Genomic DNA, 23957 nt, shown 5'->3' on the forward strand with positions numbered 1-23957 from the left:
CAGTTGAAGCCGCCGGGCATGGCTTTCCTGCTGAAGCCGGTGAGCAAAATTACTTCGATAGATTGGCATGCAACTCAACCAAGCCGGAATTTTACAGGGATGATTGTTTGATTTTTTCGGCCTGGGATTTTGCTGCGTGATAGTGTTGCCGAACGGCCTCCAAATCGACTTTAACCATCGGCAAAGTCAAATTCATTTCACGCATGGTTTCAGTGATTATTTGCGAGATGGCAAGATTTCTAAACCATTTTTGATTGGACGGGATGATGTACCACGGTGACTCTTCGGTACTGGTTTTTTCTATCGCCTCTTCAAAGGCTTGAATGTAGTCTGGCCAAAATTTTCGTTCGGTATAATCAGATTCACTGATTTTCCAGTGGCGATTCGGGTCGTCTAATCGTTTTTTGAATCGTGCCAGTTGTTCATCGGCGTCAATATGCAAATAGAATTTAAGAATCTTTGTGCCGTTGCTGGACAATAATCGTTCAAATTGATTGATTTGCTCATACCGCGCACGCCAGATTTCTTCTGGAACCAGTTCATGCACGCGCACGACGAGCACATCTTCATAATGCGAGCGGTTAAAAATGACGACCTCACCGCGGGCGGGGGCATGCAGGTGAGCTCGCCATAAAAAATCTCGCGCCGCCTCGGCGGGTGTCGGTTGCTTGAATGCCTGGACGCGCGTTCCCTGGGGGTTCATCGCACTAAACACATGGCGAATGACGCCATCTTTACCCGCAGCATCCATCGCTTGCAGCACTACCAGCAGGGATTTACTCCCATCGGCATACAGGCGATATTGGAATGACTCCATCTCCTCGCGGTAACGCTCGAGTGACGATTTGACCGCTGCTTTATCTTCTGCATCAAACCCGACAGCGGCAGCATTGGGATTAATCTCCGCCAGTGAAACCCGGGCACCGGGCGCTACTCGAAATAATGGTCGAAAATCCACGACGCTTGACTCCCAAGGCAATCTCCCACCGGCAGGAGTTTATGCCTGAACCTTCGTTGGCACCAAATGCCGCCAGACAGATTCACCCGCGAGGTAAAGCAAATAAGTGATGCACGCGACGGCGATGATGCTGGCGCCACTACTCAAATCGAATTGATAGGCCGCCCAAAGCCCGATAAAGCAAAATAGCAGGCTCCATAAGCCCGAGCCGATTATGAGACCGAACAGGGTTTTGGTATGCCGCTCCGCCAGATAGGGTGGCAAGGTGAGGAGCGCGATCACCAGGATCAAACCGACGACCTGAATCATCATCACCACGGCTTCTGCCACCATGATCAACAGCATGAAATATAGCCCGCGGACAGCGATCCCCCGCGATTGGGCAAAATCCGCGTCGAAGGAGAAAGAGAGCAATTCCTGATAAAAATACAGGGTGAGGCTCACGATGACGAGGTCGATACCGAACATCAGCCATAAATCATCCGCAGGGACGGTGAGCAGGCTGCCGAATAGATAGCTCATCAGGCCAACATTGTAGCCTGGGGTCAAATTGATCAGGATGATGCCGAAGGCCATGCCGCCCGCCCAGATGACGCCGATCAGTGTATCCGTTCGCTCTCGCCGGGTTCGGGTCAGAACCCCCAGCAAGAATGCCGCCGCCGCAGTGAATGCGCCAGCGACCGGCAGCACCGGCAAGCCCGAATAAATCGCCAGCCCGACCCCGCCATACGCGGTGTGCGCGATGCCCCCCGCCATGAACACCAAACGATTGACGACGACGAGGGCACCAATCACGCCACAGGCCACGCTGACCAGCACCGTCGCCAGCAAGGCATGTTGCATGAAACTTTGTTGCCATAAATCCCAGAAACTCATTGCGGCTTCCTCGCTGCCAAACGGGATGGCTCCTGCTCGATCAGATGATGGAGGAGTGAGTGAACCGGACATCCGTCTGCGTGCACGCCGTACATGAGATCCAGCATTGCCTGCGTGAGCTGCCCGCCCTCCCCGCTGAGGACAAACCGATTGACCGCCACGATTCGATTGATCGCATTGGCGGTGATGCCCAGATCGTGACTGACCATGACCACCGTGGTTGCGGGCGGCAGTTCGCGCAGGGTTTCGAGAATGCATTGACGACCATAGGGGTCAATATTCGATAACGGTTCATCCAGAATCAGCAGTTCTGGCTGTGTCATCAGGGCTCGTGCAATCAACACCCGTTGACGCTGCCCGCCCGATAAGGCATTCAAGCGTTTATGACGCAATTCCAGCACACCGGCGGTTTGCATTTTGCTCGCGGCCAATTCCCGTTCGGCCGGTGTATGAAAGAGTTTTCGACCCAATCCCGTTTTCCGTGCGGGCAAGCCCATCAGGACGATCTGTTCAACCGTGGCCGGAAATCCCGGAGCCGTATTGCTGTGTTGCGGCACATAGCCGATTCGTTCCGGCGCGCATCCCGGCATTTGTCCCAGCAGGCGGATCGTGCCGGCCGTGGGCTTGATCAGCCCGAGCATCAAGCGCATCAGCGTAGTTTTCCCTCCCCCATTGGGGCCGATGACGGCGACAAAATCCCCGCGCGAAATCGATAAAGTGACCTGCTCCAACACCGGGGTTTGTTCATAAGCGAATGTGACACCATGAATGTCAACCGCGTTGACCGTTGCCGGAATCTGTCTACCAATCTCTGTCATTGATGCAGTACCTTCGCCAGTGCGGTCGCGATCGCCTCCATGCCCGCTGGCCAATCTTCTTGCAGCGGGTCGATCGTCACGACAGCCCCCCCAATGGCCTGGGCAATGGTTTGCGCCGCCTTTTGCGCAAACTGCGGCTCGATGAAGACCACACGAATACCCCGGGATTTTGCGAAATCGATCAGCTCGGCCAGTTGCTTCGGACCGGGTTCCTTCCCTTCCATTTCAATGGGCACCTGTTGCAACCCGTACGCCGCCGCAAAGTAGCCAAACGCCGGATGGAACACGATGAACGCCGTTTGCTTCAAGGGGCGTTCGGCCAGCAGGGACAAAATCTGGCCGTCAACCCGATCGATGGTTCGTGCGAGTCTGGCATAACCCTGGCGGTAATCCGCCGCGTGTTGCGGATCGGCGGCAATCAGGGCATCCCGCGTATTCATGGCGAGAATCCGCACCAACACCGGTGAAAGCCAAACATGAGGGTCCAGACCGGCTTGCTGCGCTTCCTGCCGGTTGGGCGATGCATGAGCATGCTCATGGACATGGCGAATCATCGGCATTTTTTCGATCCCGCGCGTCGTGTCGATAATCACGAGTTTGGGATTGGCCGATTCAAACCGGGGAATCCAGGCTCGCTCGATCGGCACGCCGATGCGCAGAAAAATTTGGCTTTGCGCCAACGCCGTCATTTGTCGCGGGGTGGGCTCATAAGTTTCAGGCTCTGCCGTTGGCGGCACGAGCACAGTGACGGCAACATGCGATCCGCCAATCGCCTCGACCAAATATTTTTGCGGCGGAATCGTCACGGCCACCCGCAGAGGATCCGCCTGCACAACAGAGGAAAAAACCAAAAAAAACAATGAACTGACAAAAAATCCAAGACGAAAAAAACGAGGGGGATGCATCAGTGAGGTCCTCAAATTCCGCAAACGCGTGTATCGGATACATTGTAACAATAAGATCGCCTCCAAAGAGGGAAAACCGCGTCCTCTCTGCACCAAATTCAACCAGCCCATATAAAAATTCAATAAATGATTCGAAATGCTTGCCAGCCTAGGTTTACCGTAGCAAAATCTACTCATCCCGCAGTGTTTTTCTGCGGTTTTTCATTGATCGTTCGCTTTACTAACTTGAGGAATTTTCCCATGCGTATCCTGATGCTGGCTTCTTTCGGCGTTCTTGCTCTTTCTCTGAGTGCCTGTAGCTCAACGCCCACCAAAACTGCGGGTGCTGGCGCAGTGGGCAACGGCGCGGACGCCTCTGGCTTGAATGCCAACGGCACGGATGAGGCCGCGCTGTACGCCACCGCTCCGAAAGGGGCGCAAGCGACCGTGTACTTCGCGTTCGACAAATACAATGTGGATTCATCTTATCGCCCGATGCTGCAACAGAATGCCGAATTCCTGAAAGGCAATGCGCAGCGCCATGTTCTGGTTGAAGGCAACACCGATAACCGCGGTAGCCGTGAGTACAACATCGCACTGGGTGAAAAACGCGCCGTAGCCGTACGCGATGTTCTGTTGGCCGACGGGGTCACTCCAAGCCAGGTCGATGTTGTGAGCTATGGTGAAGAGCGTCCGGCGGTTGAAGGGAACAATGAAGCCGCCTGGGCAAAAAACCGCCGTGCTGATCTGGCCTACGGCAAATAATCTCACCGAGGAAATGCGGAGTTACTCAGCAATTTCCTCATTGCGCACATAAGGCCGGTTGCACCGGCCGCTGATACCCAATACCGCCTGATCAGGCGGTATTTTTTTGGCCGCATCGACTCAATCAAACACAGCCGCCGAATGGATCAAAGGTTCATAGAGCTGCCTCGCCAGTTCCGCAAAACCGGCGTTGGGACAACTGGCGCTGGCCGCAATGAATGATTCCCAATCCGGCCAGAAGCGAGCGAGCCAAGGCAATTTTTGTAGGTCGCTTTGAGTCTGATCCTCACCACTCCCCGCATAGGCCGCCCGCGCCTTGTCGAGATGGCCGTCCTTGGCGAGCACATAGGCGATCGCCGCATTTGGCGCCAAAGGCAAGGGCGCTTGCAAACCCTCGATCCATGCCTTGAGGATTGCGCTCAAATGCCGTTCTGCCTCATCGCTCGGCAGTGGCTGCAAGACTATGACATCGCCGTTATTTCCCAACAGAAAAGTGGAGACGGCCACCCCCTCGAGCTGTGCCGCGAGATGCTCAGGCCAGAATTCGAGACATTTTTCATAACGAATCCCGTGGTTTTTTGAACGCAACGCGCTGTCCATCCATCGGCAGCAGACCCACTGCTCGTCTGAAGCCGCTCGCACGACTAAAGCCGGACATTGCAATACGACGGGGATATCCGGCAGCGCCCGACAGCGCTCGGGCAGATTCTGCACGACGCCGAGAGCGCACTGCCGTTGCTGCCATGCCTGCCATTGCGCGCGCAGCGGGCTCACGATTTCCGCCTCCCAATGCGCGAAACGCCAGGGGATTTGCCCGCGGGCGAACCATTCCTGCTTCGTCTGCACGAACCAGTCCTCCAAGGCTTGATCCGCCGGGCAGTCCGTGCGTAATCGTTGGGCGAGCGCGCTGCGCAGTTGCCAACGGCTCAACCCATCGAGCGTAAACGGTTCGTGATCGGGCGTTGTTTCAGGGATCCACGGTTTACCAATCCCAAAACGCAGGCGCATCGACGGATCTTGAGGATCTCTGAGAAATTTGCCCAGATCAGCCAGGGTGCAGGGTTGTTCGGGAATCCAGCAGGGCAGTTGTCCGCCCTCTGTCGAGCCGTCATGTACCCGCCGCCAGTCCGAGTCGAAAGAATACAGCGAGGGGTTCTGGCCATCGAAATAGGCCGAACTGAACGGATGCAACGGATGTTCGGTGATCAGCGATTGCCCAAAAGCCCGATCGGCTGCCGGTTTCCAGCATTCGTCAAGGTAGTCGAGCAGTTGGCGTACCACGATGGACGGGCTGCGCGGGCTGTTATCTTTCACGGCGCGACCCACCCAGCTGATGCTCAATTTCTCCCGGGCCGCGAGCAGCGCCTCCAGAAATAAATAACGGTCATCTTCCTGCCGCGCCCGGTCGCCCGGTCGATAGCGATCGGCCATCAAATCAAAGTCTTGCCGGGGACGGCGGCGAGGATAGGCCGCATCATCCATCCCCAGCAAATATACCTGCCGATACGGGATGGCTCGCATCGGCATCAGGGTGGCGAAGTTGACCCCGTTCATCAGAAATTTTTGCGTGAGTCGATGCGACGACAGGCGCTCATCGAGCACAGCGAGAACGACACCGGCGGGCAGCGCCTCCTGCCATGCGGCGATCGAACATTCATCCTGCCACTCTGCCAAGGCCGTGCGAATACGCGCCAACCATAGCTGAGTCGATGTCTCGTCCGTGTCTGCCTGAAAGAAGCGGGGCAGCAACCCGTGGAGTCCCACAACCCAATCCGCCGGGGTATGCGGATCGGAAAAAAACGCGCGGGCTTCGGCCAAAGCAGCCAGAAATTGATCGAGCTTGCCGATGAGTTCCGCCTGCGCCACTTCGACCGACTCCAGTGGCGCAATGCCCTGCCAGAGCGGCCCGGCATCGCCCATCAAATAACCGGCATAGAGCCGATCCAGACCAAATTGCGTGCTGTGCGGGGTATAGTCCAATGGCGCACCAAACTCGGCGCGTTGCTGGGGAGTCAAGCCCCAAAAGACTTGCGCTTGATCCAGCCATTCGGCGAGCTGTGCGGCGTCCTGGTCGCTCAGGCAAAACGCCGCGCGGATGGTCGGTTCGGCCAGCCATTCCAGCAGTTCACTGCGTTCGAACCGGCTTTGCGGCAGCGCAAACAGCCGTTCGAGCATCGCCCGTTGCGCCTGATCGTTTTGCTCCGGTTGATCGGCAACCGCAAACGGAATGTAGCGCGGATCACTCCGGGTAAACCGGCCGAAAATCGCAAACACGGCCGGCGCGTAAGCTGCGATATCCGGCATCATGACGATGATTTGCTGCGGTTCCAGGCTGGGGTCTGCGGCAAACTCGGCCAGCAGTTGATCGTGCAGCACTTCGACCGCCCGCAGCGGGCTGTGCACGCTCTGAAAAACGAGGCTGCCATCCGGGGGATCACAGCGACGCGCTTCGAGCAGACTTTCCCGGCTTCGGCCAAGCAGCATATCGTGCTGAATGTGTTGCAGAATGCTCCTCGGCTCGGGAATTTCGACGAAAGCCTCCGCCGAGTGCGCCGGTTCCGCAGCAGAGAAGCGTTGGTCTTCCAGGGTCATCAGCAGGCGCAATAAATCTCGCCCCTGTCGCCCCCATGCGGCCAGCAAGGGATGATTCTGCTGTCGATCCCGCATCAGCGGCTTGCCCGGCAGGTCGGGCAACATATCCGCCCAATACACCTGACAGGGATTTTGCACGCACACGATCACCTGCGACCAGCGCGCCGCAACGGACAGAACCTCCAACACCTGGGGTGCTAGGCTGGAAACGCCAAATACAATCAGACGCGGCGGGAAATCGGCCGGCCGTTCGTCGATCTGCCGCGCCCGGCTCATAAACGCCTGGTGCAGCCCAACCCGCCCCGTGACTCCATCGGGATGGGTCATCGCCACATCGTCCAACACGGCACGCCACAGCACGGGTTGCCACAAAGATTCTTCGGGTAACGGGCGCTCCCCCGAGGGTAAATCGTCCTGCCCGCGCGCCCAATGGAGCAGCCAGTCGGCGCGATAAACCTGATAGGCATCCCATTGATCCGCCAGCCGGGCACACAGTTCATACAGCCGGGTGGTGTCCAGCACGCCCAACGGCTTGATCTGACGATGGAACACCGCGAACCGGGGATCATCCAGCAACCCCGGTAGAACACGCATCAAACGCCACAGCAAGGGGGATTTATCGAATGGCGAATGTTCAGGAACCTGCCCGGAGCCCAGCACACTCCGATAGCAGCGCCACTGCACCCGTGCGGGAAACTCCAGCGACACCCCCAGCGATACCCCGAGCCCGCCCCGTTCGCGTGGTTGGCACAGGCCGAGCCGCAGCCATTGCGCCATGCCATTGCTTTGAATCAGCACGGTTTCATCCACCAAGGCCGGCAACGGCGCACGCTTGAGCCAGTCCACCAGAATCGAACGCAAAGCGTCCAAGTCATTGCTTTGCAGCAACAAAAACCCGGGCGTGATCCCGCTCATCGCGCCACCTCGGTTGGAGCAAGACCAGGTGCCAAGTCAAACGCCAGTTGGCATTGCGCCTCGGTCATCACGGCGTCAAAACGCGGGCTGGAGAAAAACGCCCATTCGTGCGGGCGCGCCGCCGCAATGGGGTCTTCGACGGAGGGCGGTGCCGCCCGGCCCGGATGGCACATCACCACCGCTTGATTGGGTAGCGCTTGTACCCAGCGGGCGAACCGCTCGGCATAGCGCGCCTCATCACCGGAAAAATCGTAGACCCCGGCAAACGCAGGCGGCAAACGCAAGCCTTGCGCGGCCGCCTGCAGACGCAACGAGCGCGCGCCCAGATGCCGGATCAACTGGCTCTTGAGGCCACCGTCGGGCGCCAGAAGAGGATGGGTGACGCGCAGCCAGGGCGTCGCGCCTTCCCGATCGATGAGCGCCAGCATGGCCTCCCGAATCACCGGTAATTGATGCACATGCTGGTGACCGTCCACAAAATCCGGCGCGCGCCCCATCGCCTCGGTAAACCGCCCCCACTGGACATTCAAACTTTCCCGGATCCGACCGACCGGCAGCGCCCGTAAATACGCGCGCACAATCAGTTCCGGCAATGGCGCATGCCAACCCTTGCCGAATGCTTGAGAGAAATTGAGGTGCAGCCCAATCTGCACCGGCGACAGCGACCCCAAAGCCCGAGCCGCCACTGGCCAGCGTTCGAGTTGGGTCAAGCAACTGATTCCGCTCAAACGCTTTGCCTGTGCAAGCTGCAAAATGCCCGCATCCACCGCCTCGTTCAAACCAAAATCATCGGCAATCAACAGTAAAGAGCGCACCGCGCCTCCTTCGTACCATTCCACAGCTCTGACCCCATCCTCGGCCGCAGTGTATCAGCCAGGGGAAGCCCCGCGCAGCGGGCAGGTGTGTTATAAATTCCGAGTGTTTTTATTGACCTCTTGCTTGTCACCCAAAGGAGCAGCCCATGGCTTTTGTATTGCCTTCATTGAGTTACGACTACGGTGCGCTGGATAAATCCATCGACGCGCAAACCATGGAAATCCACCACACCAAGCACCACGGTGCCTATGTCACCAACTGCAATAACGCCATTGCCGGAACCGAATGGGACGACAAACCCATCGAAACCTTGATGGCCAATATTTCCAAATTGCCCCCGGCGGTGCGCAATAACGGCGGCGGTCATTTCAACCACGCGCTGTTCTGGCAGATTCTTTCACCCAACGGCGGCGGCGCGCCCACCGGCGCCCTGGCCGACGCGATCAACAGCACCTTCGGCTCGTTCGACGCGCTGAAAGAGAAAATGTCCACCGCCGGGGCGACCCGCTTCGGCTCTGGCTGGGCTTGGTTGATCGTTGCACAGGATGGCAAGCTGGCCGTTTGCTCCACCCCGAATCAAGACAACCCGTTGATGGATATCGCCGAAGTCAAGGGCACCCCCATTCTCGGCATCGATGTGTGGGAGCATGCGTATTACTTGCGCTATCAGAACCGCCGTCCGGATTATCTCAAGGCGATCTGGGATGTCATCGACTGGAACGCGGTTGCCAGTCGCTACGCTGCGGCCCGCTGAGTTGAAGCGCGCCCCCTTTGCGGTAACCCGCGAGGGGGTTGGATTCAGGTGAGGCCAACCGTGGCTTCACCTTTTTTATTGAGGCATTCCGATTCCAAGGGTCGGCGGGTCTCGCAACATCAAGGTGTCGTCCGATGATTCGATGACCCAGCAACAAGGGGGCAAAGCCATGCGTCTTTCTCTGGATGATTCAGGTCAACGCTTTATCATCCGTGGATTCACCGCCCAGAGTGTTCGCCTGAATGACCGCGAATTGACCGAGCCCTTTCTTTTGACGCCAGAACGGCTGATCGAGCGCGTGCCTGTTGCAAACCTGAGCGAACTGGATGCCAGCCACTCTGCCTTACTTCAGTCCGACCAGCCAGAAGTCGTCCTCATTGGCACCGGCAGCCAGACCCGCTGGGGTGCCGCTTCGGTGCAGGCCGCGTTGTTGCAGCAGGGGATCGGGGTTGAATTCATGGATACTGGTGCCGCCTGCCGCACTTACACCGTATTGGCCAGTGAACTTCGTCGGGTGGCACTGCTGATTTTTTTCTGACAGGGACTTGACCATGGAACATACACTCATCACCGGCAAAGATGCCGCATTGGAAAGCACCATCCACCGGATTGAAGCCGAGCTTGCGGCCATTGGTTTTGAAATCGAACAAACGCGCTGGCTGAATCCGGTGCCTAATTGCTGGTCGGTGCACATCCGGGACAAAAACTGCCCCATTTTGTTTACCAACGGCAAAGGCGCCAGCCAGAAGGCTGCGCTGGCCTCGGCGCTGGCTGAGTTTGTCGAGCGACTGGCCTCGCAGTATTTTTTTGGCGATTTCCATTGGCACAAATCCCGAGCAGACGGCCCGATTCATGACCCCGCCGAGCGTTGGTTCGTCATCGAAAAACCGGGAGTTCGGCCAGACGGACTATTGAACGACTCGCTCTGGCGGCACTATCTCGCGGATGAATACCAGGCACGCACCGAGGATTGGTGCGATTTCAACAGTGGCGAACCGGCCATCTGCGCCCTACCCTTTACCCGGATCCGCACTGGGGAAACGGTGTATTTCCCCGCGAATGTCGTCGGCAACCTGTATGTCAGCAACGGCCTCAGTGCGGGCAATACGCCATTTGAAGCGCGCACACAGGGGCTCTCCGAAGTGTTTGAGCGGTTCGTCAAAAATCGCGTCATCCGCGAGCGCATTGCCCTGCCCGTCATTCCCGATCATGTGGTGAATCACTATCCGGCCATCGCGGCCAGCATCACGGCGTTGCGCGAACAGGGCTTCGGGCTGCGGCTGCTGGATGCCTCGCTGGGCGGGCAATATCCAGTCATTTGCGTAACGCTGGTCGATCCCGCCTCGGGGGGCGTGTTTGCCTCGTTCGGGGCTCATCCGGATTTTTCTGTCGCCTTCGAACGCACGGTGACCGAGCTCCTGCAAGGCCGGGCGCTCGACGATCTGCACGGCTTTCATCCGCCCACCACGGATGACGAACTGGCCTCCGATCCGCAAAACCTCGAACTGCACTTCATTGATTCCTCCGGCTGGTTGTCGTGGGCGTTCTTCCGGGACACGCCAGATTTCCCGTTTGTGCATTGGCAGTTCAGCGGCGCCAGTAACGAGCAGAATTTCCACACCCTCTGCGCCATGGTCGAAGCCGAGGGCTGCGAGGTCTATATTGCCGACTACACTCACCTGGGGCTGTATGCCTGCCGCGTCCTCGTGCCGGGCATGTCCGAGGTCTATCCTGTGGACGAACTCTACGAACGCAACAACAATGTCGGGCTGACGCTGATCCCCTTCGCGCAAACCCTCGATCCCGCCGAGGCCGAGGCATTGCTGGAGGCGATCGAGGCGGCGGATCTCGACTGGCTGTTGCCGGTGACCGACGCGATCGGTCTGGCCGCCGATCCCGGCAGCGCCTGGGCGAGTTTGCGTATCGGCGAATGGCGGGCGCAGGCTTTGTTCCTCAGTGGCCAAGCCGAGGATGCCGAAGAACGGGAAGCCCTGCTCGACTGGCTGACGCAAGTCCCGCCCCTGCCCGACGAGCGCCGCCGCATCTATCTGGCGGCGCGCGCAATTCAGGCGTTGCGGGTTTATGAAGCGACCGGCCGAACCGATGCGTACGCAACCACCCTGTCGTTGATGTTCACCCCCGCCGAACGCCAGGCGGCCGAAGCCCTGCTTGATGGGCGCGGGGGCTATATTGGGCTTGCGCCGCTCGGCTCGGGGTTTATGCAGAGTGCCCGTCACCAAAGTCTGATGGCTGCCTATCAGCGTGCTTTCCAACGCAAACCCACGGCCTGTGACGCCCCATGAGTAATCCAGCGATGAATGACCGTCCCGCCGCTTTACAGGCGACTGCCCAGGCGATCATCGCCGAAGTCGGAACCGTCGTACTGGGCAAAGAACCGGTCATTCGCGAGGCGCTGTGCACGGTGCTGGCCGGTGGGCACTTGCTGCTCGAAGACCTGCCCGGCCTAGGGAAAACGACGCTGGCTCACGCCTTGGCGCGCGTGCTGGGTCTGCGGTTTCGGCGGATGCAGTTTACCGCCGACCTGCTGCCCGCCGATATTCTGGGCGTCTCCGTATTCGAAACGAACACGCGGGAATTCACTTTCCATCCGGGGCCGATTTTCACCGAAGTCCTGCTGGCCGATGAAATCAACCGCGCCCCGCCCAAGGTGCAAAGCGCGTTACTCGAAGCCATGGAAGAACGGCAAGTCACCATCGAGGGCAAACGCTATGCCTTGCCTGCGGCGTTTTTCGTGATTGCCACGCAAAATCCGAGCTTTCAGCAGGGCACCTACCCGCTGCCGGAATCTCAACTCGACCGATTCGCGCTGGTATCCCATCTCGGTTATCCCGCAGCGGCGGTCGAACGCGCCATGCTCAAAGGCGAAGGCGGCCGAGCCCATTTAACGGATCTGAACCCCCTGCTCGATGCCCAACGCCTGCTGAACATGCGGCAACAAGTCGGCAAAGTGCATGTCAGTGAACGGGTGATCGATTATGTTCAACAACTGTTGCAGGCCAGCCGCAGTCATCCCGAGTCCGCACCGGGATTATCTCCCCGAGCCGGATTGATGCTGCTGAACCTCGCCCGCGCCTGGGCGTATATCGACCAACGCGATCATGTCCTACCCGATGATGTGCAGGCCGTCTTTCCGGGGCTCGCCAATCACCGGCTGAATGCCCGCAACGCCACGGCATCCATCGCCCGCGACTTGCTGCAGGCGGTGACCCCTGCCTGAGGGAGTGGCGGTGATACAATTGCCCCCCGATCCTGCCCACCACGGGGCGGCGCTTCTCTTCCAACTCCCGGCACGAGTGATCGATCATGCAGATTTTCTTCGGCAATGCTGCCTTTTCCGCTTTCCGACTGGCCAAAAAACACGCAGCCGTCCGTGAGATCGCGCCGTCGGTCACGCTGCAAGCCGCGCGGTTCGTCCATCTGGTGCAATTGCAACCTGGGGCAACGCTGGACGAAGCGCACACCCACCGGCTGCACACCCTGTTCGATTATGGCGCCGAGCAACCCGACTGGCCGGATGCGGCCGTTAGCCTGATCGTCACGCCGCGCGTCGGCACGCGATCCCCCTGGTCGAGCAAGGCCAGCGACATCGTGGCTCTATGCGGCATCGACGCGGTCGCCCGGGTCGAGCGCGGGATTGAATACGCACTGACTGGGCTCGATCCGCTCGATCAGGCGGGGCTCGATGCCATCGCCGCCGTTCTGCACGACCGCATGACAGAGTCCGTATTCAAAAGCTGGGGCAAGGCTGAGGCGCTCTTCACCACGGCGGAACCGGCACCGCTCAATCGGGTGCCCGTATTGACCGAGGGGGAGGCTGCGCTGCATCAGGCCAATAAAAGCCTGGGACTGGCGCTTTCGGCCGACGAAATCGAGTACCTGCACGCTGCCTTCGTCGAACTCAAGCGGGATCCCACCGATGTCGAGTTGATGATGTTCGCCCAGGCAAACTCGGAACATTGCCGGCACAAGATTTTCAACGCCCGCTGGACGATCGATGGCGAAGACCACGACCTGTCCCTGTTTGCGATGATTCGCAACACCCACCGGCTGCATCCGGCCGGCGTGCTGAGTGCCTACAAAGACAACGCAGCGGTGATTGAAGGCTGGCCGGGCACCCGGTTTGCCGTCAATCCGCAGACGCAAATTTACGAGTCTTGTGATGAGCCAATCCATTTTTTAGCCAAGGTGGAAACCCACAACCATCCCACCGCCATTTCGCCCGATCCGGGGGCGGCGACCGGCTCCGGCGGCGAAATCCGTGATGAAGGCGCCACGGGACGGGGCGGCAAACCGAAAGCCGGCTTGACCGGGTTTTCCGTATCCAATCTGCGCATTCCCGGCCATGAGCAGCCCTGGGAACAGGACGGCGTCGGCAAGCCGACGCGCATCGTGACGGCGCTGGACATCATGCGCGATGGTCCTTTGGGCGCGGCAGCCTTCAACAATGAATTTGGCCGCCCCGCACTTTGCGGCTATTTCCGCACCCTGGAACTGGCCGCCAGCCTGCCCGATGGCGCGCGCGATACCGTTCGGGGTTATCACAAGCCCATCATGATCGCGGGCGGCATCGGTGCCATGCGCCCCGGACTGGTGAACAAGAACGCGATTGAGCCTGGGCATGCGCTGATCGTCCTCGGTGGACCGGCCATGCAGATTGGTTTGGGCGGGGGCGCCGCCTCTTCCCAAACCAGCGGCAGCAGCTCGGCGGAACTCGATTTCGCCTCGGTGCAACGGGCAAACCCGGAAATGCAGCGACGGGCACAGGAGGTAATCGACCGCTGCATCGCGCTGGGGGACGACAATCCGATTGTTTCCATTCACGATGTCGGCGCCGGTGGCCTTTCCAATGCGCTACCCGAACTGGTGCACGATGCGGGGCTCGGCGCCGTGTTCAACCTGCGGGCGATTCCGAATGACGAACCGAGCATGTCGCCGCTCGCCATCTGGTGCAACGAATCGCAGGAGCGGTATGTGCTCGCCGTCGCGCAGGAAGGGCTCGACCGGTTTGCCGCGCTCTGCGCGCGGGAACGCGCGCCGTTCGCGATCGTCGGCACGGCTCAGGCGGAGCAGACCCTCACCGTTCAGGACCCGCATTTCGACAATGCCCCCGTCGCCCTGCCGATGCACACCCTGTTCGGCCATCCGCCGAAGATGCATCGGAACGCCACGCGCCACACCCCGCATTACGCCCCGTTCACAACGCAGGGCATCGCGCTGGAAGAGGCATTGCATCGGGTATTGAACCTGCCGACGGTTGCCAGCAAAAGTTTTCTGATCACCATCGGGGATCGCAGCGTCGGCGGGCTGGTCAGCCGCGATCAGATGGTCGGCCCCTGGCAGGTGCCCGTGGCCGATTGCGCCGTCACGGCCACCGATTTCTTCCATCACACGGGCGAGGCGATGGCCATGGGCGAACGCAGCCCGGTCGCGATCCTCGATGCGCCCGCCTCTGCCCGGCTGGCGATTGCCGAGGTGTTGACCAACCTCGCCGCTGCGCCGATCCAGAACACCGGCGCCATCAAACTTTCTGCCAACTGGATGGCGGCCTGCGGCCATCCCGGAGAAGATGCGGCGCTGTTCGATACGGTGCGCGCGGTGGGTCTGGAATTCTGCCCGGCGCTCGATATCGCCATTCCGGTGGGCAAAGATTCGCTCTCGATGAAAACCCGCTGGCTCGAAGACGCCCAGCCCCGGGAGGTCGTCTCGCCGGTTTCCCTGGTCGTCAGCGGCTTTGCGCCGGTCAGCGATATTCGCCGCGTCGTCACGCCAGAATTGAAGCTCGACCGTGATTCCCGGCTGATTCTGGTCGATCTTGGCTTCGGCAAGCACCGGCTGGGGGGCTCTGCCCTGGCACAGGTGTACAACGAAGTCGGTCAGGTGCCGCCGGATGTCGCCGCCGCGCCGGTCAAGGCGCTGTTCAACACTGTGCAGCAGATCAACGCCCTCGGCCAACTGCTGGCCTACCATGACCGCAGTGACGGCGGGCTCATCACCACCGTGCTGGAAATGGCCTTTGCCGCGCGCTGCGGGCTTGCGCTGGATGTGACGCCACTCGGCGGGGATGTGCTTGCCAGTCTGTTCTGCGAAGAAATCGGCGCCGTGCTGCAGGTGCCAAGTGAAGCCGTCGATTCGGTGCTTAGCCTGTTTGACGCTGCGGGGCTCTCCGCCGCCGTGCATGTCATCGGGCGCCCGGTGCCGGGGGATTCGATCGAGATCCAATGGCAAGGCAGCAGGCAATTGTCCGCCAGCCGCCGCGCGCTGCATCGCGAATGGTCGCGCACCAGCCACCAGATGGCGCGGCTGCGGGATAACCCCGACTGCGCCGATCAGGAATTTGCCCTGCTCGATGACGAACAAAACCCCGGCTTGGGTGCCACGCGGGTGCCGTTCGCCGTGGATGAGCGGATCGCCGCCCCCTTGATCAACACGGGCGTGCGCCCCAAAGTCGCCATCCTGCGCGAGCAGGGCGTGAATGGCGAGGTGGAAATGGCGGCAGCGTTTACGGTCGCGGGCTTTACCGCCGTCGATGTCCACATGAGTGATTTGATCCATGGCCGCATCTCGCTGAACGATATGCAGGGACTGGTCGCCTGCGGGGGCTTTTCCTACGGCGATGTGCTGGGCGCAGGCGCGGGCTGGGCGCATGCCATCCGTTACAACCCCAAAGCCTCGGAAGCCATGCGCGCCTTTTTTGATCGGCCAGAAACCTTCACGCTCGGCGTGTGCAATGGCTGCCAGATGCTCTCGCAACTGCATGATTTCATTCCCGGCGCAGCGGATTGGCCGCGCTTCGAGCGCAATCAATCGGAGCAATTCGAGGCCCGTTTATCCTTGGTGGAAATCCTGCCCAGCCCCTCGATCCTGTTCACCGGCATGGAAGGCGCGATTCTGCCGATCACCGTGGCGCACGGGGAAGGCCGGGTGCGCTACCGCAATCCGGCCGATGCCGACACCGCCCTCAACACGCTGCGCTATGTGAATGGCCACGGCATTGCCACCGAGCACTATCCCGAGAATCCCAATGGCTCGCTGTGGGGGCAAACCGGATTCTGTTCCGCCGATGGTCGGGTGAATATCCTGATGCCGCATCCAGAACGGGTCTGGCGCCGCAGTCAGTTCTCCTGGGCACCGGCTTCCTGGTCGGCGGATCCGGCCGATCGCGCACGCAGTGACGCCAGCCCCTGGCTCCGCCTGTTCGAAAATGCCCGGCGCTTTGTCGGCTGATTTTGCCCCCGGCTGGCCAAACCATGAGCCCCGCCCGCCTGCGTCTGCCCCCACCCGTCTGGGTGCTGATGTTCGGCTCAACCTGTTGGGGGTTGACCTGGATCTGGCTCAAGCACATCGAAACCTTGGGGGTCGGGCCGGTGCTGCTCTCGACCATCGCCTATGGTGCGCAGTTCCTGCTCTGCCTACCCTGGGTCTGGCCGCAGTTCCGCCGTTGGCGTCATCGCCCGGATGAGCGCCCGATCGCCCTGCACTGGTTGCTGCTATTGGCACTGCTGAGTGGCGTTTCGGGTATCGGCTTTACGGTGGCCATGGTTTATGGCGATGTGATCCGCTCGATCCTGCTGTTCTTTTTGCTGCCTGCCTGGGGCGTGCTGATGGGGCATGTGTTTCTACGCGAGGCGCTCAGCCTGCAACGCATCGTGACGCTGACGCTGGCTCTGATCGGCGCGTTTACCCTGCTCGCGCCCGATTTGACCCTGGGGTTCAAACCGGCGGATCTCGCCGCACTCGGCGCGGGCCTGGCCTTGGCGGCGGCCAATGTGCTGTTCCGTTACCTGCAGAATGAACCGATGGTCGTCAAACTCTCGGTCATGCAGCTTGGTGGCGCCGTGTTTGGCCTGCTCATCTGGCTATTGCTCCCCGAATCGCTGGATCGCCTCACCCTCAATGGTCTGGCACAAAGCGCGTTATACGGCGTCACCCTGCTGCTGGCCGCGATGATCGCAACGCAGTATGCCGTCGAGCGCCTGCCCGCCGGGCGATCCTCGGTGTTGATGACGCTGGAGCTGGTGGTAGCCAGTGGCACGGCGCTCTGGATTGGTCATGAACACCCCAGCCTCTGGGTCTGGCTGGGCGGCGGGCTGATCGTGGCCGCTGCGCTGATCGAAGCCAATACCCATTCGATTGGCGCAGCGCCCGGCGATGGCCATGCGTAAACGCGAACCACGCCACGATGAATGCTGATCTCAACGCGCCGCAACGCGCCGCCGTACGCCATACCCAGGGCCCGCTGCTGGTGCTGGCCGGTGCCGGTTCTGGCAAAACCCGCGTCATCACGGAAAAAATCGTGCATTTGATCGAACGGAGCGGCGTAGCCGCGCGGAACATCTATGCAGTGACCTTCACCAACAAAGCCGCGCGGGAAATGAATACCCGCATTGCCAACCGTTTGCCTGCCGAACGCCGGCGCGGGCTGAACATTTCCACCTTTCACACCCTGGGTCTCAACCTGATCCGCAAAGAGTATGCGGCGCTGGGCTTGCGCCCCGGGTTTACGGTGATGGATGCCGACGACAGCCTAACCCTCATCAAAAACCTGCTGCTGCAAAGCGAATTCAAGGATGTGCTCGAACCCAAGGCGCTGCAATGGCAGATTTCGCTCTGGAAAAATGAGCTCCTCCGCCCGGAAGCTCTGGCGACCCATGCCGATGAGGAGATTCGCGCCCAAGCTGCGTTGTTCGCGCAGTATCAGCAACAGCTCGCCGCCTGCAATGCGCTGGATTTCGATGATTTGATCGGGCGGCCAGTGGCTTTGCTGCAAAACGATGCGGCCGTGCGTGAACGCTGGCAAGCGCGGGTGCGGTATTTGCTGGTCGATGAATACCAGGATACCAACACCACCCAGTACGAACTGGTCCGGCTGCTGGTGGGCAAGCTCGGCGCGTTCACCGCCGTGGGCGACGACCATCAATCCATTTATGCCTGGCGCGGTGCCCGGCCGGAAAATTTGCAGCGCCTGGCCTCCGATTTCCCGAACCTGAGCCAGATCAAGCTCGAACAAAACTACCGCTCGGTCAACAGCATCCTCGATGCCGCCAATCATCTGATCGCCAAAGACACGACCACCCACGCCAAGCGGCTATGGAGCGCGGTTGGCCCCGGCGAGCCGCATCGGGTCATCGTCTGCGCCCATGCCGAAGAAGAAGCGGAGCGGATCGCCACGGAGATTCTGCATCACCACTTCCGTCATCAAACCGACTACCGCCATTTCGCGGTGCTGTTCCGGGGAAATCATCAAGCGCGGCTCGTCGAACAGGCTCTGCGCAAACTGAACATTCCCTACACCCTGACCGGAGGACAATCGTTTTTCGATCGGGCGGAAATCAAAGATGCGATGGCCTACCTCAAGCTCCTGGTCAATCCGCAGGACGATGCCGCGTTCCTGCGCGTCATCAACACCCCACGGCGGGAAATCGGCTCGGCCACGCTGGAAAAACTCGGCCAACAGGCGCAGGAATGGCGCAGCAGTCTGTTCGCGGCGGCCACATCGGTTGGCATCGCCAGTCGGCTGGATGCCCGCGCCCACGAACGGCTGACGCGCTTTACCGACTGGCTCAATGACATTCGCCAGCGCCCCGGCGACGCACTGGCCACGGTGCGGCAACTCTTTACCGAAATCGACTATGCGGGCTACCTGCGCACCCAGGAAACCAGCCTCAAGGCGGCGGAGCGGCGCTGGCAAAATGTGGAGGAATGGCTGGAATGGCTGGAAAAAATCAGCCGGGAACACGAGGACGGCAGCATGGATCTGCCCGCCCTGGCGCAGCGCATGACCTTGCTCGGTATTCTCGATCAGCAGACCCGCGAGCAGGATAGCAATGCGGTGGCGCTACTCACCCTGCACGCAGCCAAGGGGCTGGAGTTCAACCATGTGTATCTCGCGGGCATGGAGGAAGACACCCTGCCCCATCGGGATTGTCAGGACGAGGAACGGCTGGCGGAAGAACGGCGCCTGTGTTTCGTCGGCATCACCCGCGCCCGCCTGAGCCTGACTTTTACCCTGTGCAAGCGACGGCGACGCTACGGCGAATGGCGCGACATCACGCCCAGCCGTTTTTTGGACGACATCCCGGAGTCCCTGCTGCACTGGCAGGGCGTGGGCATCACACAGACCCAGGCCGCCAGCGAGACGCAGGCCAAGGCGCATCTCGCGGGCATCTTGGCAATGCTCAAGTCCTGATCCCGCAGGCGGGATTGATTCCGCGTTTACTTAGCCGGATGTTTGTTGAAAAGCGTTTTTCAACGGCCTGTTAGACGCGGTAATACGCGCGATACCAGTCGATGAACCGCGCCACACCGACTTCGACCGGGGTACTCGGGCGGTAATCGACATCCCGCACCAGATCACTCACCTCGGCGAAAGTATCGGGCACATCCCCGGGCTGCAACGGCAGCAAATTGAGTTGCGCCTTCTTGCCCAGCGCCTCTTCGATACATTCGATGTACCGCAGCAATTCCACGGGCTGGCTGTTGCCGATGTTATACACCCGCCAGGGCGCGCGCGACGAACCCGGATCAGGTGCCAGCGCGTCCCAGGCCGGGTTGCCCTCGGCGGGGTGATCCAGCGTGCGGATCACCCCTTCGACGATATCGTCGATATAAGTGAAATCCCGCCGGTGCCGACCGTAATTGAACACATCGATCGGCTCACCCGCCAGAATATTCCGGGTGAACTTGAACAGCGCCATATCGGGTCGCCCCCAGGGGCCATAGACGGTAAAGAACCGCAGCCCCGTCGTCGGCAGCGCAAACAACGACGAATAGGTATGCGCCATCAATTCATTGGCTTTTTTGGTCGCGGCATACAGCGACAACGGATGATCCACATTGTCATGCACGGAAAAGGGCAGCCGGCCATTCGCGCCATACACACTGCTGGACGAGGCATACACCAGATGCTGAATCTGGTGATGCCGGCACCCTTCCAGAATATTCACAAAGCCGACCAAATTGCTGTCGACATAAGCATGGGGATTTTCCAGCGAATAGCGCACACCGGCCTGCGCGGCGAGATGCACCACGCGGTCGATCCGCTGTTCATCGAACAACGCGCGGATCAACGCCCGGTCGGCCAAATCCCCGTGCACAAACGAAAATCCCGGCAGATCCTGCAGCGCCGCAAGGCGTGCCTGCTTCAAACGGACATCGTAATAATCGTTGAGATTATCCAGCCCGATCACCGTGTCGCCGCGCGCCAACAGCACCCGCGACACCGACGAGCCGATAAATCCGGCCGCGCCCGTCACCAAAATCCGCATTGCCCGATTCCTTCGCCTGAAATTCCAGCGCCATGAAAGATCGAGCCATTGTAGCGAACGCCCCGACGGGATGGCTTAAACCGGCGACGCGCGGACGCAGAATTTTTTTTGCACCACATTTTGTCTTGCCTGGCCGCGGGTTCAGCGGAAAAGTCGCGCGCCCTCCCGAACCCCGCCAAGCCCTATCCCTGATTGGGTTTACTTGTCCCCGGTCGGTTCTTATGCCCATTTTATCCACAGGATGCACACAAAATCAGAACCCGCTAAAACACTATATGTAGTGTTATTTTTGACAAAAATGCACAGCTTTTAGTGGATTCATCGAGTTGACATTGCCCGATCCTTGTCCAAAAATCCCAGGGCATCTACGCCGCCAATCACGACACGCCACCAATCACGAAAAGGAAAGCCAGCATGACGCCACCGCTCTCTGCCACCACCGCCCGCAGCACTCATACCCCGGTCGAGCCGCCCGCGATGAATCCACTGTATGAAACCACGGCCACTGAACCGGGGCATTTGCGCATCATTCGCCGTAACGGCAAGGTCACGGCGTTCGATGCCAGCAAAATCAAAGTAGCGATGACCAAAGCCTTCCTGGCGGTGGAAGGGGGCGGCGCGGCCGTGTCGGCTCGCGTGCATGATCTGGTGAACACCCTGACCGATGGCATCGTGGCCGCCTTGATGCGGCGGATGCCGGGCGGCGGCACCGTGCATATCGAAGATGTGCAGGATCAGGTCGAGCTGGCGCTGATGCGTGAAGGCCACCACAAGGTGGCGCGCGCCTATGTTTTGTACCGGGAACAGCAGGCGCAGAAGCGGGCGGCTGAAGCCGCAACCGCCACAGAAACTGCGGCGCCACGCCTGCATGTCACCACGCTGGAAGGCAACCGGGTCGCCTTGGATGAAGGCCGCCTGCAGGCGCTGGTTGAAGAAGCCTGCGCGGGGCTGTCCGATGTCGATGCCAGTGCGGTTACCCAAGAAACGCTGCGGAATCTGTTCGATGGCGTGCCGGAGAAAGAGGTCAATACCGCGCTGGTGATGAGCGCCCGCACGCTGATCGAAAAAGATCCAAACTACTCCTATGTCGCTGCCCGGCTGTTGCTCGACAGCCTGCGCACCGAGGCGCTGCGGTTCACCCGGCAGAGTGTGACCCGCTGCACACAGCATGAACTGGCCGATCTCTTCGCCGATTACTTCACCAGCTACATTCAGCTGGGTATCGAACATGAACTGCTGGATCCCACCCTGCGCCAGTACGATTTGAAACGGCTGGCCGCCGCGATCGATACCCAACGCGATCAGCAGTTCACCTACCTCGGCCTGCAAACGCTGTACGACCGGTACTTCCTGCATCATGAGGGCGTGCGTTTCGAGCTGCCGCAGGCGTTTTTCATGCGTGTCGCCATGGGGCTCGCCATCAACGAAATCGACCGCGAAGCACGCGCCATCGAGTTCTATCAGCTGCTGTCCTCCTTCGATTTCATGAGCAGCACGCCCACGCTGTTCAACTCCGGCACGCTGCGTCCGCAGCTTTCCTCCTGTTATCTGACCACCGTCCCGGATGATCTCGACGGGATTTTCGCCGCCATCAAGGACAACGCCCTGCTCTCCAAATTCGCCGGCGGCCTCGGGAACGACTGGACGCGGGTGCGCGCCCTCGCCTCGCATATCAAGGGCACGAACGGCAAATCCCAGGGCGTGGTTCCGTTCCTGAAAGTCGCCAACGATACCGCCGTGGCGGTAAACCAGGGCGGCAAGCGCAAAGGTGCGGTCTGCGCCTATCTCGAAACCTGGCATCTGGATATCGAAGAATTCCTCGATCTGCGCAAGAACACCGGGGATGACCGCCGCCGTACCCACGACATGAACACCGCCAACTGGGTGCCGGATCTGTTCATGCAGCGCGTCATGGAAGAGGGCGACTGGACGCTGTTCTCCCCGGCCGATTGCCCGGATCTGCACGATCTGACCGGCAAGGCCTTCGAAAAAGCCTACACCGCCTATGAAGCCAAGGCCGACCGGGGCGAGCTCAAAAACTTCCGCCGCATCAAGGCCACCCAACTGTGGCGCAAGATGCTCTCCATGTTGTTTGAAACCGGTCACCCGTGGATCACCTTCAAAGACCCCTGCAATATCCGCTACACCAATCAGCATGCGGGCGTGGTGCATTCCTCGAACCTGTGCACGGAAATCACCCTGCACACGAATGATCAGGAAATCGCCGTCTGTAATTTGGGTTCTGTCAACCTCGCCCAGCATGTCACCACCGATGGGCTGGATGAAGCGAAGCTGGCGCGCACGATCAAAACCGCGATGCGCATGCTGGACAATGTGATCGAGTACAACTACTACTCCGTCCCACAAGCGCGCAATTCCAACCTGCGCCACCGCCCGGTCGGGCTCGGCATCATGGGATTCCAGGATGCGCTGCACATCCAGAAAATCCCCTACAGCTCGACCGAGGCCGTCGAATTTGCCGATTCTTCGATGGAAATGGTGAGCTACTACGCCATTCAGGCATCCAGCGATCTCGCGGCGGAACGCGGCCGTTACCCGAGCTACGAAGGCTCGCTCTGGAGCCGGGGCATCCTGCCCATCGACTCCATCGAACTGCTCAAGGAAACCCGAGGGCAGTATCTGGTCATGGACACCCGAAGCCACCTGGACTGGAACAGCCTGCGCGCCAAAGTCAAAGCCCAAGGCATGCGCAACTCCAACACGATGGCCATCGCTCCAACAGCCACCATCTCGAACATTTGTGGCGTCGCGCAATCCATCGAGCCCACCTTCGAGAACCTGTTCGTCAAATCCAACCTGTCCGGCGAATTCACCGTCGTCAACCCGTATCTCGTGCGGGATTTGAAAGCGCTGAATCTGTGGGATGAAGTCATGGTCAACGACCTCAAATACTTTGATGGCAGCGTGCAGCAGATCGACCGCATCCCGGACAGCCTCAAGGCGCTGTACGCCACCGCCTTCGAAGTCGAGCCGCGCTGGCTCATCGAGGCCGGGTCACGCCGCCAGAAATGGATCGATCAGGCGCAGTCACTCAACCTGTATCTGGCCGATCCTTCCGGCCCGAAACTCGACCAGATGTACAAAAACGCCTGGCTGATGGGACTGAAAACGACCTACTACCTGCGTGCCGCCTCCAAGACCCGCGTGGAAAAAACCACCATGACCAAGTTGGATGGCAAGCTGCGCGGCGTGATGGCTGACCCCATACAAACCGCACTCCCCAAGGCTTGCGCCATTGATGACCCTGGCTGCGAAGCCTGTCAATAAGCGCCG

16 protein-coding genes are annotated in these 23957 nt (G+C 60.0%); 9 read left to right on the top strand and 7 right to left on the bottom strand.

Features of this window, described 5'->3' with window-relative positions:
• Positions 1-91: 91 nt before the first annotated feature.
• The 4 genes from VOI35_RS06555 to VOI35_RS06570 are packed head-to-tail and all read right to left on the bottom strand — an operon-like array spanning position 92 to position 3464.
• Positions 92-958: a polyphosphate kinase 2 family protein gene (locus VOI35_RS06555; protein WP_407275267.1), complete on the bottom strand. Its 867-nt coding sequence runs from the start codon at positions 956-958 to the stop codon at positions 92-94.
• Between the two features lie 39 nt (positions 959-997).
• Positions 998-1834 (bottom strand): metal ABC transporter permease, encoded by an 837-nt coding sequence (locus VOI35_RS06560; protein ID WP_407275268.1) that lies wholly within the window; start codon positions 1832-1834, stop codon positions 998-1000.
• A complete protein-coding gene (locus tag VOI35_RS06565) occupies positions 1831-2652 on the bottom strand; it encodes a metal ABC transporter ATP-binding protein (RefSeq protein WP_407275269.1) in 822 nt (273 codons plus the stop codon). Before VOI35_RS06565 ends, VOI35_RS06560 begins: the two co-directional genes overlap by 4 nt.
• Complete coding sequence (locus VOI35_RS06570) at positions 2649-3464, bottom strand: metal ABC transporter solute-binding protein, Zn/Mn family (RefSeq protein ID WP_407275270.1); 816 nt, start codon at positions 3462-3464, stop codon at positions 2649-2651. The genes VOI35_RS06565 and VOI35_RS06570 overlap by 4 nt, the downstream gene beginning before the upstream one ends.
• A gap of 333 nt (positions 3465-3797) precedes the next feature.
• Between VOI35_RS06570 and pal the strand changes: the two genes are divergently transcribed.
• The gene (gene pal, locus VOI35_RS06575; protein ID WP_407275271.1) at positions 3798-4301 is read left to right on the top strand and encodes a peptidoglycan-associated lipoprotein Pal; all 504 of its coding nucleotides are present in this window, start codon (positions 3798-3800) and stop codon (positions 4299-4301) included.
• A gap of 120 nt (positions 4302-4421) precedes the next feature.
• On the opposite strand, the gene recC is transcribed toward pal, so the two are convergent.
• Entirely contained in the window at positions 4422-7808 is a 3387-nt protein-coding gene (gene recC / locus VOI35_RS06580; protein WP_407275272.1) for an exodeoxyribonuclease V subunit gamma, read from the bottom strand.
• On the bottom strand, positions 7805-8623 hold the full coding sequence (locus VOI35_RS06585) for a ChbG/HpnK family deacetylase (protein WP_407275273.1): 819 nt from the start codon (positions 8621-8623) through the stop codon (positions 7805-7807). The genes recC and VOI35_RS06585 overlap by 4 nt, the downstream gene beginning before the upstream one ends.
• 146 nt (positions 8624-8769) lie before the next feature.
• On the opposite strand from VOI35_RS06585, the gene VOI35_RS06590 reads away from it, so the two are divergent.
• The 7 genes from VOI35_RS06590 to VOI35_RS06620 all read left to right on the top strand — a co-directional run bounded on the left by VOI35_RS06590 (position 8770) and on the right by VOI35_RS06620 (position 19585).
• Positions 8770-9378, top strand: coding sequence for a superoxide dismutase (locus tag VOI35_RS06590; protein WP_407275274.1), 609 nt, complete (start codon positions 8770-8772; stop codon positions 9376-9378).
• A 142-nt stretch (positions 9379-9520) separates the two neighbouring features.
• On the top strand, positions 9521-9916 hold the full coding sequence (locus VOI35_RS06595) for an Mth938-like domain-containing protein (RefSeq protein ID WP_407275275.1): 396 nt from the start codon (positions 9521-9523) through the stop codon (positions 9914-9916).
• A gap of 13 nt (positions 9917-9929) precedes the next feature.
• The gene (locus VOI35_RS06600; protein WP_407275276.1) at positions 9930-11681 is read left to right on the top strand and encodes a YcaO-like family protein; all 1752 of its coding nucleotides are present in this window, start codon (positions 9930-9932) and stop codon (positions 11679-11681) included.
• 11 nt (positions 11682-11692) lie between these two features.
• The gene (locus VOI35_RS06605; RefSeq protein ID WP_407275277.1) at positions 11693-12616 is read left to right on the top strand and encodes an AAA family ATPase; all 924 of its coding nucleotides are present in this window, start codon (positions 11693-11695) and stop codon (positions 12614-12616) included.
• Positions 12617-12702: 86 nt separating this feature from the next.
• Complete coding sequence (gene purL / locus VOI35_RS06610; protein WP_407275278.1) at positions 12703-16623, top strand: phosphoribosylformylglycinamidine synthase; 3921 nt, start codon at positions 12703-12705, stop codon at positions 16621-16623.
• Positions 16624-16646: 23 nt separating this feature from the next.
• Positions 16647-17561 carry a DMT family transporter gene (locus VOI35_RS06615; RefSeq protein ID WP_407275279.1) on the top strand — a complete coding sequence of 305 codons (915 nt, stop codon included), beginning with the start codon at positions 16647-16649 and terminating at the stop codon, positions 17559-17561.
• Between the two features lie 17 nt (positions 17562-17578).
• Positions 17579-19585: a UvrD-helicase domain-containing protein gene (locus VOI35_RS06620; protein WP_407275280.1), complete on the top strand. Its 2007-nt coding sequence runs from the start codon at positions 17579-17581 to the stop codon at positions 19583-19585.
• A gap of 70 nt (positions 19586-19655) precedes the next feature.
• On the opposite strand, the gene VOI35_RS06625 is transcribed toward VOI35_RS06620, so the two are convergent.
• Positions 19656-20663, bottom strand: coding sequence for an NAD-dependent epimerase (locus VOI35_RS06625; RefSeq protein ID WP_407275281.1), 1008 nt, complete (start codon positions 20661-20663; stop codon positions 19656-19658).
• Between the two features lie 414 nt (positions 20664-21077).
• On the opposite strand from VOI35_RS06625, the gene VOI35_RS06630 reads away from it, so the two are divergent.
• Positions 21078-23951, top strand: coding sequence for a ribonucleoside-diphosphate reductase subunit alpha (locus VOI35_RS06630; RefSeq protein ID WP_407275282.1), 2874 nt, complete (start codon positions 21078-21080; stop codon positions 23949-23951).
• Positions 23952-23957 lie beyond the last annotated feature (6 nt).

It is taken from the genome of Halothiobacillus sp. DCM-1 (assembly GCF_045689735.1).
Taxonomy (GTDB): Bacteria; Pseudomonadota; Gammaproteobacteria; order Halothiobacillales; family Halothiobacillaceae; genus Halothiobacillus.

Bases quoted from the DNA above. Each gene is read 5' to 3' on its own strand.
- VOI35_RS06590 (WP_407275274.1), top strand. From the start codon at position 8,770: ATGGCTTTTGTATTGCCTTCATTGAGTTACGACTACGGTGCGCTGGAT.
- VOI35_RS06615 (WP_407275279.1), top strand. From the start codon at position 16,647: ATGAGCCCCGCCCGCCTGCGTCTGCCCCCACCCGTCTGGGTGCTGATG.
- pal (WP_407275271.1), top strand. From the start codon at position 3,798: ATGCGTATCCTGATGCTGGCTTCTTTCGGCGTTCTTGCTCTTTCTCTG.
- VOI35_RS06625 (WP_407275281.1), bottom strand. From the start codon at position 20,663: ATGCGGATTTTGGTGACGGGCGCGGCCGGATTTATCGGCTCGTCGGTG.
- VOI35_RS06620 (WP_407275280.1), top strand. From the start codon at position 17,579: ATGAATGCTGATCTCAACGCGCCGCAACGCGCCGCCGTACGCCATACC.
- VOI35_RS06565 (WP_407275269.1), bottom strand. From the start codon at position 2,652: ATGACAGAGATTGGTAGACAGATTCCGGCAACGGTCAACGCGGTTGAC.
- VOI35_RS06560 (WP_407275268.1), bottom strand. From the start codon at position 1,834: ATGAGTTTCTGGGATTTATGGCAACAAAGTTTCATGCAACATGCCTTG.
- VOI35_RS06595 (WP_407275275.1), top strand. From the start codon at position 9,521: ATGACCCAGCAACAAGGGGGCAAAGCCATGCGTCTTTCTCTGGATGAT.
- VOI35_RS06605 (WP_407275277.1), top strand. From the start codon at position 11,693: ATGAATGACCGTCCCGCCGCTTTACAGGCGACTGCCCAGGCGATCATC.
- VOI35_RS06630 (WP_407275282.1), top strand. From the start codon at position 21,078: ATGACGCCACCGCTCTCTGCCACCACCGCCCGCAGCACTCATACCCCG.
- recC (WP_407275272.1), bottom strand. From the start codon at position 7,808: ATGAGCGGGATCACGCCCGGGTTTTTGTTGCTGCAAAGCAATGACTTG.
- purL (WP_407275278.1), top strand. From the start codon at position 12,703: ATGCAGATTTTCTTCGGCAATGCTGCCTTTTCCGCTTTCCGACTGGCC.
- VOI35_RS06600 (WP_407275276.1), top strand. From the start codon at position 9,930: ATGGAACATACACTCATCACCGGCAAAGATGCCGCATTGGAAAGCACC.